Below are 12,951 nucleotides of genomic sequence, written 5' to 3'. Positions count from 1 at the left end.
GCCTGAAAGGTTTTCCGGGCCTCCGAACGTGCCGTTTACCCACTCGCAGGGCGGGCCCCTTCACCGAGTCGGCCAACTCCGTTATCACGCACCTCTCTTGACACCTCATCAGCTCGCTCTTACGTTGCGAAAACCTTTTAGGTCGTTTCCGTGCTCTGCAGGTCCGGACAGGGAGCTCCGATGAGAAGACCGCAGATCCTCCTGGCCGCACTGGTACTCGCCGTCTGCTGCGTCGTCCCCGCCACCCCGGCCGCGGCGGCGCAGACCATAGGTTTTCCGAGCTTCAGCGGCCCCCCGATCCCCGCCCCGCCCGTCGCGCACACATCAGGCGACATGATGCGGGCGATCTACGACGCGGAGAGCTCGGGGACCGACTTCTGGATGGACCGTCTGCTCGCCCGCTCGGGCAACGACCCGGCCGGACCCTGGCTGATGAGCCGGGGACGCGCACTGTTCATGAAGGAGCACGACCCGGCCCGGTTCGGCTTCGGCGGCAAGGTCGCCTACTGGGAGAACATCAACGGCAACAGCGCCTACACCGTGGCGGTCACCCCGGGGACCTTCACCGAACAGGTCGCGCAGCGCCGGCAGACGCCCAGCCACTGGAAGAGCGTGCACACCAGCGGCTCGGTCACGGTCGACCAGACGAAGTTCATCACGGACAACAACGTGGCCGTGACCAACCTGTCGATCAAGAACAACGGCTCGTCCTCCACCACGCTCCAGTTGCGGGCGACGTCGCCCTACGCCACCTCGGGCAGCGGCGGCGAGCTGACCGGGCAGGTCAACGCCTACAACAACCTCACGACGCTGCGCCCCCGGCTCACGGGTGACGGGTTCGCCGTCTCCGGCGGCGGTCTCAACCGGTCCGTGACGGTCGCGGCCGGTGCCACGGTGACCGCGAAGGTCGTGATGGGCTTCGTCACCGACGAGATCCCCGAGTCACGGACCGAGTACGACGCCTACGCGGGCTACTCGGCCGCCACCGCGTTCGCCACCCACGTCAGGGCCTACAACCGGTGGTGGGCACAGAACGTGCCGTACATCGACGTGCCCGAGCCCGCGATCAAGAAGAACATCTACTACCGCTGGTGGCTGATGCGCTTCAACCACCTCGACGCCGACATCCCCGGGCAGACCTTCCAGTTCCCGACCTCGACCGAGGGCGTCCTCGGCTACAACAACGCCATCGCGCTCACCCAGCCGATGCACATCGACGACCTGAAGTACCTGCGCGACCCGTCCTACGCCTACGGGGACTGGCTGAGCGTCGGCCAGACCTCCAAGGGCGGCCGCTTCCTGGACAACCCGGGGGACCCCGAGAACTGGTCCAACAGCTACACCCAGTACATCGCCGAGGCGGCGTGGAAGAGCTACCAGATCCACGGCGGCCAGCCGGGCATCGCCGCGAGCCTCGCCCGCTACGCGGAGGGTGATGTCAAGGGCCAGCTCGCGCACTACGACCGCGACAACAACAAGCTCATCGAGTACGACTGGGGAGCCCTGACCGGCAATGACGCCGACGCCGTCTCCTTCCACTGGAAGCCCGGGAACATGGACCGCGCCGAGTCCGCCTACCAGTACAGCGGCGCCCTCGCCGCCGCAGGGGCCTACGAGGCGACCGGCAACACGGCCAAGGCGACCGAGATGCGCACCCTCGCCAACCAGATCAAGGACGCCATCGTCAACGTCCTGTGGAACCCCAACCGGCAGCTGTTCGAGCACCGGCTGAAGTCGACCAACGAGTGGGTGCCCTGGAAGGAGATCAACAACTACTACCCGTTCTCGGTCGGCGCCGTCCCCGACACGGCGACGTACAAGCAGGCCCTGCGGCTGTTCGACGACCCGGCGCAGTATCCGGTCTTCCCGTTCTACACGGCCAACCAGGTCGACAAGAAGGCGGCGGCCGAGGCCGGGGAGCCGGGCTCCAACAACTTCTCCACCATCAACTCCACCGTCCAGTTCCGGCTGTACTCCTCGGTGCTGCGCAACTACTCCAACACCTGGATGAACGCCACCGACTACAAGAAGCTCCTCTACTGGAACACCTGGGCGCAGTACGTCGGCGGCAACACCCAGTGGCCGGACGCGAACGAGTTCTGGGCCGACTGGAACGGCAGCTCCATCAACTACCGCTCCTGGATCCACCACAACATCCTGGGCAGCAGCAACTGGACGGTGATCGAGGACGTTGCGGGGCTGCGGCCGCGCAGCGACGCGAAGGTGGAGCTGTCCCCCATCGACATCGGCTGGTCCCACTTCACGGTCAACAACCTGCGCTACCGGGGCGCCGACCTGTCCGTCGTCTGGGACGACCCGGCCGACGGGGTGACGCGCTACCCCGGCATCCCGGAGGGCTACTCGATCTACGTCAACGGCACCCGGGCCGCCACCGTGAGCTCCCTGGTGCCCTTCACCTGGGACCCGGCCACCGGCGAGGTCACCACGAAGGGCACGGTCACCTACCGCACGACCGCCGCCGGGCTGAAGGCCCCCAACCAGGTCGTGCAGGACAGTCCCCGCATGGTCGACATGCTCGCCAAGGCCGGTGTCGATCTGACCGGCGACACGGCCAACCTCGCCAGCGGGGCGACCGCGTCCGCCTCCCACACCGGGTCGGGCAGCAGCGTCTCGGGCGCAGTCGACGGGCTCCCCACCAACGAGCCGTTCTGGGGCGCGGGCGGTTCCTCGAACAGCCAGGACTGGTACGAGCTGAACTTCGGCACCGCCCGGACGCTCAACGAGGTGCGCCTGTACTTCAAGGACAGCCGCCCCGCCAGTACGACCTACCGGGCGCCGTCCTCGTACTCGGTCCAGTACCACAACGGCACCTCCTGGGTGGACGCCGGCGGGCAGACCAAGAGCCCGGCCGCGCCCCGTGCCAATTACAACCTGGTGCGGTTCCCGGCGATCAGCGCCCAGCGCATCCGGGTCCTGGCGAGCAACGCCTCCGGGGCGAAGACGGGCCTCACCGAGATCAAGGTCCACAACCGGGGCGGCGCCCAGCCACCCGCCAACCTGGCGACATCGGCCACCGCGTCCGCCTCGTACACCTCCTCCTGGGAGAGCGTCACCGCCATCAACGACGGGGTCGACCCGCCCTCGTCCAACGACACCGTCAACACCCGCTGGGGCACCTGGCCGGAGAGCGGGCAGCAGTGGGCCGAACTGACCTGGCCGTCGGCGAAGACGCTGAACAGGGCCGAGGTCTACTTCTTCGACGACGACCAGGGCATCGACATGCCCGCCTCATGGAAGCTCCAGTACTGGAACGGCGGCGCCTACGTCGACGTGCCCGGCGCGAACGGCTACCCGGTGGCGAAGAACCAGTACAACGCGGTCACGTTCACCGCGACGAACACCACACGGCTGCGTGTGCAGCTCACCAGCAACGGCAGCAGCTCCGTCGGCCTCCTCGAAGCGAAGGTGTACGGCCCGTGACTCGTTTCAGATGTCTGTCCGCGCTCATCGGCGTCCTCACCATGGTGGTCGCCATCCTGGCCGCGCCGCAGCCCGCTGCCGCCGCCGTCGCGTTCACGTCGACGGGGGTGAACCAGAGCGGCGGCAACTGCCTTGACCTGCCGGGCGGTTCGTCGACGAACGGCACGCAGCTGCGTGCCTTCTCCTGCGGTTCCGGAGCGAACCAGAGTTTCCGCTTCGCGCCGGTCTCCGGTTCGGGAGACACGTACACGATCACCACGCAGTCCGGCCAGTGCGTCGACGTCTCCGGCGCGTCCACCGCGGACAACGCCACGGTCATCCAGTGGCCCTGCCACGGCGGCACCAACCAGCAGTGGCGGCTGGTGCCGGTGAGCGGCGCCGACAAGGCTTTCAACCTGGTCTCCACGGCCTCGGGCAAGTGCGTGACGCCGAGCGGAGGTTCGTCGGCCTCGGGCGCGGGACTGGTGCAGCTGCCGTGCTCGGCCGCGAACGGCAGGGTGTGGCGCCTGTCCGGCTTCAGCGGCGGCGGCACAAGCCCGAACACCTTCACCAACCCGATCGCCCAGCGCGGCCCCGACCCCTGGCTGACCTACCACGACGGCTACTACTACCTGGCCACCACGACCTGGAACTCGACGGTCACCATGCGCAAGTCCCGCACGCTGGGAGGCCTCGCCACGGCCGCCGAACAGGTGATCTTCACTCTGACCCGGCCCAACGGGGCGGGCACGATGTGGGCCCCGGAGTTCCATCTGCTCGACGGACCCAACGGCAAGCGGTGGTACTTCTACTACACCGCGGGGCGGGAGCCGTTCGACCTGGGCACCCAGCGGATCCATGTCCTGGAGAGCGCCGGCCAGGACCCGATGGGCCCCTACACCTTCAAAGCCGACCTGCTCGACCCGTCCCAGGACAACACCTGGGAGCTGGACCCCGGCATTCTCCAGCTGAACGGCAAGCTGTATCTGCTCGGCACCTTCTACAACGGCTCGCAGCCGATGTTCATCCGGCCGCTGTCCAACCCGTGGACCGCGAGCGGCACCCGCCGGATCCTCTCCACCCCCACCTACGGCTGGGAGACGGTGGGCGGCGCCGTCAACGAGGGCGCCGAGGTCCTCCAGCGGAACGGGAAGACCTTCATCGTCTACTCCGCCAGCCACTGCTCCACGCCCGACTACAAGCTGGGCATGCTCACGCACAACGGCGGCGACCCGCTCAGCTCCTCCTCCTGGGTCAAGTCACCGAACCCGGTCTTCCAGCGGTCCAACGCCAACGGGGTGTACGGCCCCGGCCACAACGGCTTCTTCAAGTCGCCGGACGGCACGGAGGACTGGATGGTGTACCACGCCAACAGTTCCGCGGGCGGCGGCTGCGACATGAACCGCTCGACCAGGGCACAGAAGTTCACCTGGAACGCCGACGGGACGCCGAACTTCGGCACTCCGGTGGGCCTGGGCGTCCCGCTGACGGCACCGTCGGGAGAGTAGCCCACAAGCGGACGAGGGCCGCGAAACGCCGCGGTGGTCCTTCTCGGCCCTCGTCCGAACGGCGAGCATGCCATGTCATGGACATCTTGCTCGTCGTCAGCGCGTTCAACAGCCTGTCCCAGCGTGTGTACGCGGAACTGTCGGATGAGGGGCACCGGGTCGACGTCGTCCTCGCCTCGCACGGCTCCGACGCGGTCCGGGCCGCCGTACAGGAGGTGCGCCCGGACCTGGTCGTCGCCCCGATGCTGAAGTCGGCCCTGCCGGAGGATGTGTGGCGGGAGCACACCTGTCTGATCGTGCACCCCGGGCCACCCGGCGACCGGGGGCCGTCCTCCCTGGACTGGGCGATCGCCGGGGAGGCGCCCGAGTGGGGCGTGACGGTGCTTCAGGCCGAGGCGGCGATGGACGCGGGCGACGTGTGGGCGGACGGGGTCTTCCCCGTGCCGCCTGCGGGCAAGAGCAACATGTACCGCAACGAGGTCGCCGACGCCGCGGCGGCCGCGGTCCTCCAGGCGGTGCGGCGCTACGCCGACGGCTCGTACAAACCGCGCCCGCAGAGCGAGCCCGGGATCAACGTGGTGTGGCGGGACTTCTTCCGCCAGGAGCAGCGGCGGATCGACTGGGAGCGGGACAGCACGGAGACGGTGCTGCGCAAGCTCCGCGGGGCCGACTCGCAGCCCGGCGTCCGGGACGAGATCTGCGGCCGGGAGGTGTTCCTGCACGGCGGGCACCCCGAGGACCGGCTGCGGGGAGAGCCCGGGGAACTGCTCGCGACCCGGTCCGGCGCGGTCTGCCGGGCCACCCGGGACGGCGCGGTGTGGATCCCGGAGCTGCGCCCCCGCAAGAGCTCCGGCGACCCGGCGCCGTTCCGCCGCCCGGCGGCCTCCGTCCTCGCCACGTTCCCGGCCCCGCCCGGATCCCACGGCCTGCCGAACTCGAGCGAACGCCCGCACTGGCTGCCCGAGATCGCCGCCCCGCTCGAACTGCCCCCGGACCGCACCACCTGGACCGACATCCGCTACCGGCAGCACGGTCAGGTCGGCTTCGTGACCTTCTCGTTCCCCGGCGGGGCGATGAGCACGACCCACTGCCGCAGGCTGCTCGCCGCCTACCGGTACGCGCTCAGCCGCCCCACCTCGGTGCTGGTGCTCGGCGGCGCCCGCGACTTCTTCTCCAACGGCATCCATCTCAACGTCATCGAGGCGTCGAGCGACCCGGCGGGCGAGTCCTGGTCCAACCTGAACGCCATGAACGACCTGGTCGAGGCGGTGCTGCGCACCACCGACCGGCTGGTGGTGGCGGCGCTCGGCGGCAACGCGGCGGCCGGCGGTGTCATGCTCGCCCTGGCCGCGGACGAGGTCTGGTGCCGCACGGGCAGCGTCCTCAATCCGCACTACCGCAACATGGGCCTGTACGGCTCGGAGTACTGGACGTACTCGCTGCCGCGCAGGGTGGGAGCCGAGACGGCCGAGCGGCTGACGAGCGAGGCGCTGCCGGTGAGCGCCGCGACGGCTGAGCGGATCGGGCTGGTGGACCGTCTGGTGCCCGTCCAGGCACAGGAGTTCTCGGCCGAGGTCGAGCGGCGGGCCGCGGCACTCGCCGACGACCCGGACCTGGCGACCCGGATCACCGTCAAGACCACGGCACGTCACGCGGACGAGCTCCAGCGCCCCCTCGCCGAGTACCGGCGGACCGAACTCGCCCGTATGCGCGCCATCCTCTTCGACCGGAACGCCCCGTACCACGCGCTGCGGTCCGCCTTCGTCCGCAAGCTCCCGACCGGCTCCCCCAGGCCGCTGGAAGGTGCGCGATGAGTGAGCGGCTGCTCGTCGCCGGTGTCGGCAACATCTTCCTCGCGGACGACGCCTTCGGCCCCGAGGTGATCCGCGCCCTGGAGCGGAACCCGCTGCCGCCTCAGGTACGGGTGCGGGACTTCGGTATCCGCGGGATGGACCTGGCGTACGAACTGCTCGACGGCTACGACACGGCCGTCCTGGTCGACGCGGCGGTGCGGGGGCACGAGCCGGGCACCCTGTCGCTGGTCGAGCCGGACCTGCCGGACGGTGCCTCGGCGGGCGCCCCGCCCGAGGCGCACGGCATGGACCCGGCGAAGGTCCTCGCCCTGGCCGCCCACCTGGGCGACGAGCCGCTGCCGCGTGTCCTCGTCCTCGCCTGCGAGCCCGAGCTGCGGGCACCCGCCGACGAGGACATCGCGCCGGGCATCAGCGCGACGGTGCGCGAGGCGGTCGGGCGGGCCGTCACGGCGCTGCACACCATGGTCCCGGAGCTGCTCGCGGACCCGGCGGCCACGCCCGCGTTGAGCCGCCCGGACGAATCCGCAGCCCTGTCGTCGGCCGGGCTGCCGGGCACGGTGAGCGGCGGCGCGGAGGATCGGTAGCGGACTGATTTCCCTACCGATGTCCTTACCGACCGCGAGGAGCGGCCCCATGTGCGATTCCGTGGACGAGGTCACCCAGGCCGTCCTGGCGAAGAACGACTCCCTGGCCGCGGGGCTGCGCGAGGAGCTGGCCCGGCGGGGCGTGAGCGTGGTCAACCTGCTGTCCAGCCCGGGCAGCGGCAAGACGGAGCTGCTCGGGCGGGTGCTGGCCAGGGCGGTGGAGCGGGGTCTTCCGGTGGCCGCGCTCACGGCCGACCTGGCCACCGAGAACGACGCCCACCGGCTCGCCCGCTCGGGAGCCCCGGTGAAGCAGCTGCTGACGGACGGGCTGTGCCATCTGGAGGCCCGGCAGCTGCGCGGCCATGTGGAGAGCTGGCTGCCCGAGGGCACCTCGCTGCTGTTCGTCGAGAACGTCGGCAACCTCGTCTGCCCGGCCTCCTACGACCTCGGTGAGAGTCTGCGGATCGTGCTCATGGCGGTGACGGAGGGCGAGGACAAGCCGCTGAAGTACCCGACGGCCTTCGGGTCCGCCCATCTGGTGGTGCTCACCAAGGTCGATCTGGCCGGGCCCGCCGGGTTCGACCAGGCGGCCTTCGCCGCCAACGTACAGCGCGTCAACCCCGGGGTGGAGCTGCTGTTCTCCTGTGCCCGGACCGACGACGGTGTGGACACGCTCCTGGAGCGGGTGCTCGCCGTACGGGACGGTGCCGCCGTGCACCGGCCTCCCCTGGCGCCCCGGCCGCATTCCCATTCTCACTCCCACGAGGGCACCGAAGCCGGCCTCGTCTCGTGACGGCACCCGCCGCTCAGGCGGTGCGCCGCCGCGTCACCGTGCGCGGCACGGTGCAGGGCGTGGGGTTCCGCCCCTTCGTGCACCGCCTGGCCACCGATCTCGCGCTCGCGGGGTTCGTGAGCAATACGGCGAGCGGTGTCCTCATCGAGGTGGAGGGACCGCCGCAGGGCATCGCCGACTTCTGCGACCGGCTGGCCCAGCAGCCGCCGCCGTTGGCCACGGTCACCGGCGTCGGGTTCGAGGACCTGCCCGTCAGCGGCGCCGACGACACCTTCCGCATCCGTTCCACCGACCGCTCCCCCGGCCGCACCCTCCTCCCGCCCGACACGGCGGCCTGCCCGGACTGCCTGCGGGAACTGGCCGATCCGGCCGACCGCCGCCACCGGCACCCGTTCGTCACCTGCACCCACTGCGGGCCCCGCTACACCATCGCCACGGGCATGCCGTACGACCGGGCCATCACGACCATGGCCGGCTTCCCGATGTGTGCCGACTGCGCCCGGGAGTACGGCGATCCCGCCGACCGGCGCTTCCACGCCCAGCCCGTGGCCTGCCCCGCGTGCGGCCCCCGGTTGCGCCTGGTGCCCGGCTCCGGCGGCGGTGTCCGCCCGGCGCGGGACGCCGACGCACTGGCCGGGGCGCGGGCGCTGCTGGCCGCCGGGCGGATCGTCGCCGTCAAGGGCCTCGGCGGCTACCACCTGGCGTGTGACGCCACCGACGCACGGGCCGTCGAGACGCTGCGCACCCGCAAGGCGCGTGGCGGCAAACCGTTCGCGGTGATGTGCGCGGACCTCGACGCCGTACGGCGGATCGCCGCCCCCTCCACGGCCGAACTGGCCGCCCTCACCAGCGCTCGCCGCCCCATCGTCCTGCTCCGGCGGCGAGCGGAGCAGGCGGGCCTCGCGCCCGGCGTCTGTCCCGGCAGCCCGCACCTCGGCGTCATGCTGCCCTACACGCCCCTGCACACCCTGCTGTTCGGGCTGCCCGGCGATCCGCCGGGCCCGCGTGTGCTGGTCATGACGAGCGGCAACCGCTCCGGCGAACCGATCGTCACGGACGACGACGAGGCTCTGACCCGGCTGGCCGGTCTGGCCGACGCCTGGCTCGCCCACGACCGGCCCATCTCCTCGCCCTGCGACGACTCGCTGCTGCGGGTACGCGCCGACGGTACCGAGCAGGTGCTGCGCCGGTCCCGGGGGTACGTGCCCCGCCCGCTGCGGCTGCCGATCCCGGTGCGGCCGGCGCTCGCCGTGGGCGGGGACCTGAAGAACGCCCTGTGCCTCGGCGAGGGCGACCACGCCTGGTTCGGCCCGCACATCGGCGACATGGGCGATCTGACCACCCTGGAGGCGGCCCGGCGGGCCGAGGCGCACATGCGGTCGCTGACCGGCGTCACCCCCGAACTCGTCGCCGCCGACCGGCATCCGGGATACCAGTCCGCGCGGTGGGCCCGTCGGCGGGCCCACCGGGTCGCGCCCGTCTTCGTCCAGCACCACCACGCGCACATCGCCTCGGCGATGGCCCAGCACGGCCTCACCGGGACCGCGCCCGTGATCGGCGTCGCCTTCGACGGCACCGGCTACGGCGACGACGGCACCGTCTGGGGCGGCGAGATCCTGCTCGCCGACTACGCCGGCTATCGGCGCTTCGCCCGCCTGGCCCCCGCCCCGCTGCCCGGCGGGGACGCGGGTGTGGCCAACCCGTGCCGGCTGGCCCTGGCCCGGCTGTGGGCGGCGGGTCTGGCGTGGGACGCGGATCTGCCCTGTGTGACCGCCTGCGCTGCCGACGAACTGGCCGTGCTGCGGCGGCAGTTGACGCGAGGGGTGGCCTGTGTGGCGACCTCCAGCATGGGCCGGCTCTTCGACGCCGTGTCGTCCCTCGTGGGCGTGTGCCATCGCGCCGGGTACGAGGCCCAGGCGGCCCTGGAACTGGAGGCCGCCGCCGCTTCGGCCTGGGGCGAGGGCACTTCGGCCTACGACTTCGGCTTCACCGCCGGTACGTACGACCCGGCGCCCGTGCTGAACGCGCTCGTCGCCGATCTGCGGCGCGGCACCCCGGCCCCCGTGCTCGCCGCCCGCTTCCACCGTGCGGTGGCGAGGGCCGTCGCGGAGATCTGCCGGCGCGCGCGTCAGGACACCGGCCTGGCCACCGTCGCCCTCAGCGGCGGGGTGTTCGCCAACGCGCTGCTGGAGGAGGAGTGCGCGCGGCTGCTGTCCGAAGACGGCTTCGCGGTGCTCCGCCACGGCGAAGTCCCGCCGAACGACGGCGGGTTGGCCCTCGGCCAGCTGGTGGTCGCGGCGCACCTACGACAGGAGGAGTGACCCATGTGTTTGGCAGTGCCCGGCAAGGTCGTGGCCATCGACGACGGCGCGGAACCGCTCACCGGGCTGATCGATTTCGGCGGTGTGCAGAAGAAGGCGTGCCTGGAGTACGTGTCCGATGTGCGGGTGGGTGAGTACGTCATCGTGCACGTCGGCTTCGCGCTCCAGCGTCTGGACGAGGAGTCGGCCCTGGCCTCGCTGAAGCTGTTCGAGGAACTGGGGCTGCTGGAGGAGGAGTTCGGGGACGCCTGGGAGCAGGCGGCGAAGGAGGCGGGAACGGCGTGAAGTACATCGACGAGTTCAACGACCCCGATCTGGCCCGGCGGCTGCTGGACGAGATCCGTGCCACGGCCACCCGGCCGTGGGCCCTGATGGAGGTGTGCGGCGGGCAGACCCACTCGATCATCCGGCACGGCATCGACCAGCTGCTGCCCGAGCAGGTGGAGCTGATCCACGGCCCCGGCTGCCCCGTCTGTGTCACGCCGCTGGAGGTCATCGACAAGGCGCTGGAGATCGCCTCGCGGCCCGGCGTGATCTTCTGCTCCTTCGGCGACATGCTCCGGGTGCCGGGCACCGACCGCGACCTGTTCCGGGTCAAGGGCGAGGGCGGCGACGTACGGGTGGTCTACTCGCCGCTCGACGCCCTGGAACTGGCCCGCCGCCACCCGGACCGGGAGGTGGTGTTCTTCGCGATCGGCTTCGAGACCACGGCCCCGGCCAACGCGATGGCCGTGCACCAGGCGAGGCGTCTGGGGCTGACCAACTTCAGCCTCCTGGTGTCCCATGTGCGGGTTCCCCCGGCCGTCGAGGCGATCATGACGGCGCCCGCCTGCCGGGTACAGGGCTTCCTGGCCGCGGGACATGTGTGCAGCGTGATGGGCATGGCGGAGTACCCGGAGCTGGCCGAGCGGTTCCGGGTGCCGATGGTGGTGACCGGCTTCGAGCCGCTGGACATCCTGGAGGGGATCCGCCTGGCGGTCCGGCAGCTGGAGCGCGGTGAGCACCGGGTGGAGAACGCGTATCCGCGTGCCGTGCGCGAGGAGGGCAATCCGGCCGCGGTGCGCATGATCGAGGAGGTGTTCGAGGTCACCGACCGCAACTGGCGCGGCATCGGGCCGATCCCGCTGAGCGGCTGGCGGCTGACCGACGCCTTCCGCTCGTACGACGCCGAGCACCGCTTCGACGTCAGCGGGATCCGCACCGAGGAGCCCGCCGAGTGCCGCAGCGGCGAGGTGCTGCAGGGGCTGATCAAGCCGACCGAGTGCGAGGCGTTCGGCACCACCTGCACTCCGCGCAACCCGCTCGGCGCCACCATGGTCTCCAGCGAGGGTGCCTGCGCGGCCTACTACCTGTACCGCCGGATGAACGCCGCTACACCGCAGGCCGAGCGGGCCGCGCGGGAGGAGATGAACCCCGTTGCCTGAACAACTCGCCGACACCGTCGACCCGGCGAACTGGACCTGCCCCGCCCCCCTGCGCGACCAGCCGGTCGTGGTGATGGGCCACGGCGGCGGAGGAGCGCTGTCGGCGGAGCTGATGGAGCAGGTCTTCGTCCCCGCCTACGGCAACGCAACCCTGGCCGGTCTGGCCGACTCCGCCGTCCTCGAACTGGGCGGCGCGCGGCTGGCGTTCTCCACCGATTCGTACGTGGTCAGGCCGCTGTTCTTCCCCGGCGGCTGTCTGGGCGACCTCGCGGTCAACGGCACGGTCAACGATCTCGCGATGAGCGGTGCCCGGCCGGCCTACCTGTCCGCCGCCTTCGTACTGGAGGAGGGCGTGGAGCTGACCGTCGTCGGACGGATCGCACGCGCCATGGGGGCGGCGGCGGAGGCCGCCGGGGTCACGATCGCCACCGGTGACACCAAGGTCGTCGAGTCCGGGCACGGCGACGGGGTGTACGTCACCACCGCCGGGGTGGGGCTCGTGCCCGATGGCGTGGACATCAGGCCTCAGCGCGCGCGGCCGGGTGACGCCGTGATCGTCAGCGGGCCGATCGGTCTGCACGGGGTGGCGATCATGAGTGTGCGGGAGGGGCTGGAGTTCGGGGTCGAGGTCGCCAGCGACACCGCGCCGCTGGCGGATCTGGTGGCGGCGATGCTGGCCGTCACGCCGGACATCCATGTGCTGCGCGACCCCACCCGGGGTGGCCTGGCGGCGTCCCTCAACGAGATCGCCCGCGCCTCCGGGACCGGGGTCCGGCTCCAGGAGCGGGCCGTTCCGGTGCCGGACGCCGTGGCGAACGCCTGCGGCTTCCTCGGGCTCGATCCCCTGTATGTCGCCAACGAGGGCCGGCTGGTCGCCTTCGTGCCCCCGTCGGCGGCGGACGAGGTGCTCGCGGCGATGCGCGCCCATCCGCAGGGCACCGGGGCCACGCTGATCGGCGAGTGCGTCGCCGAGCACCCCGGGATGGTGGTGGTCGCCACCGGCCTGGGCGGGACGCGGGTGGTGGATCTGCCGCTCGGTGAGCAGTTGCCGCGCATCTGCTGACCGGGCGTGCGAGTGGGCCCCGCC

Annotated in this window: 9 protein-coding genes; all 9 read left to right on the top strand. The window is 71.3% G+C overall.

Features of this window, described 5'->3' with window-relative positions; all coding sequences use genetic code 11:
- Nucleotides 1-180 precede the first annotated feature (180 nt).
- The gene (locus tag ACFT32_RS11705) at nt 181-3,441 is read left to right on the top strand and encodes a discoidin domain-containing protein (protein ID WP_382488256.1); all 3,261 of its coding nucleotides are present in this window, start codon (nt 181-183) and stop codon (nt 3,439-3,441) included.
- Entirely contained in the window at nt 3,438-4,928 is a 1,491-nt protein-coding gene (locus ACFT32_RS11700) for a family 43 glycosylhydrolase (RefSeq protein ID WP_382488255.1), read from the top strand. Before ACFT32_RS11705 ends, ACFT32_RS11700 begins: the two co-directional genes overlap by 4 nt.
- A 77-nt stretch (nt 4,929-5,005) precedes the next feature.
- Complete coding sequence (locus tag ACFT32_RS11695) at nt 5,006-6,742, top strand: enoyl-CoA hydratase-related protein (protein ID WP_382488254.1); 1,737 nt, start codon at nt 5,006-5,008, stop codon at nt 6,740-6,742.
- Nucleotides 6,739-7,326, top strand: a complete 588-nt coding sequence (locus tag ACFT32_RS11690; protein ID WP_382488253.1) for a hydrogenase maturation protease — start codon at nt 6,739-6,741, stop codon at nt 7,324-7,326. The genes ACFT32_RS11695 and ACFT32_RS11690 overlap by 4 nt, the downstream gene beginning before the upstream one ends.
- A gap of 49 nt (nt 7,327-7,375) precedes the next feature.
- Entirely contained in the window at nt 7,376-8,119 is a 744-nt protein-coding gene (gene hypB, locus ACFT32_RS11685) for a hydrogenase nickel incorporation protein HypB (protein ID WP_382488252.1), read from the top strand.
- Nucleotides 8,116-10,440: a carbamoyltransferase HypF gene (hypF, locus tag ACFT32_RS11680; RefSeq protein WP_382488251.1), complete on the top strand. Its 2,325-nt coding sequence runs from the start codon at nt 8,116-8,118 to the stop codon at nt 10,438-10,440. The genes hypB and hypF overlap by 4 nt, the downstream gene beginning before the upstream one ends.
- Before the next feature lie 3 nt (nt 10,441-10,443).
- Nucleotides 10,444-10,725: a HypC/HybG/HupF family hydrogenase formation chaperone gene (locus ACFT32_RS11675; RefSeq protein WP_382488250.1), complete on the top strand. Its 282-nt coding sequence runs from the start codon at nt 10,444-10,446 to the stop codon at nt 10,723-10,725.
- A complete protein-coding gene (gene hypD / locus ACFT32_RS11670; RefSeq protein WP_382488249.1) occupies nt 10,722-11,864 on the top strand; it encodes a hydrogenase formation protein HypD in 1,143 nt (380 codons plus the stop codon). Before ACFT32_RS11675 ends, hypD begins: the two co-directional genes overlap by 4 nt.
- Entirely contained in the window at nt 11,857-12,927 is a 1,071-nt protein-coding gene (hypE, locus tag ACFT32_RS11665) for a hydrogenase expression/formation protein HypE (protein ID WP_382488248.1), read from the top strand. Before hypD ends, hypE begins: the two co-directional genes overlap by 8 nt.
- The last annotated feature ends 24 nt before the right edge of the window (nt 12,928-12,951 follow it).

The organism is Streptomyces sp. NPDC057002 (assembly GCF_042673825.1).
Classification (GTDB): Bacteria; Actinomycetota; Actinomycetes; order Streptomycetales; family Streptomycetaceae; genus Streptomyces.
The sequence above is the reverse complement of the archived record's forward strand: the minus strand, read 5'-3'. Positions and strand labels throughout refer to the sequence as shown.

Coding starts and splice junctions, on each gene's coding strand:
- ACFT32_RS11695 (WP_382488254.1), top strand. CDS start 5,006: ATGGACATCTTGCTCGTCGTCAGCGCGTTCAACAGCCTGTCCCAGCGT.
- ACFT32_RS11675 (WP_382488250.1), top strand. CDS start 10,444: ATGTGTTTGGCAGTGCCCGGCAAGGTCGTGGCCATCGACGACGGCGCG.
- ACFT32_RS11705 (WP_382488256.1), top strand. CDS start 181: ATGAGAAGACCGCAGATCCTCCTGGCCGCACTGGTACTCGCCGTCTGC.
- hypB (WP_382488252.1), top strand. CDS start 7,376: ATGTGCGATTCCGTGGACGAGGTCACCCAGGCCGTCCTGGCGAAGAAC.
- ACFT32_RS11690 (WP_382488253.1), top strand. CDS start 6,739: ATGAGTGAGCGGCTGCTCGTCGCCGGTGTCGGCAACATCTTCCTCGCG.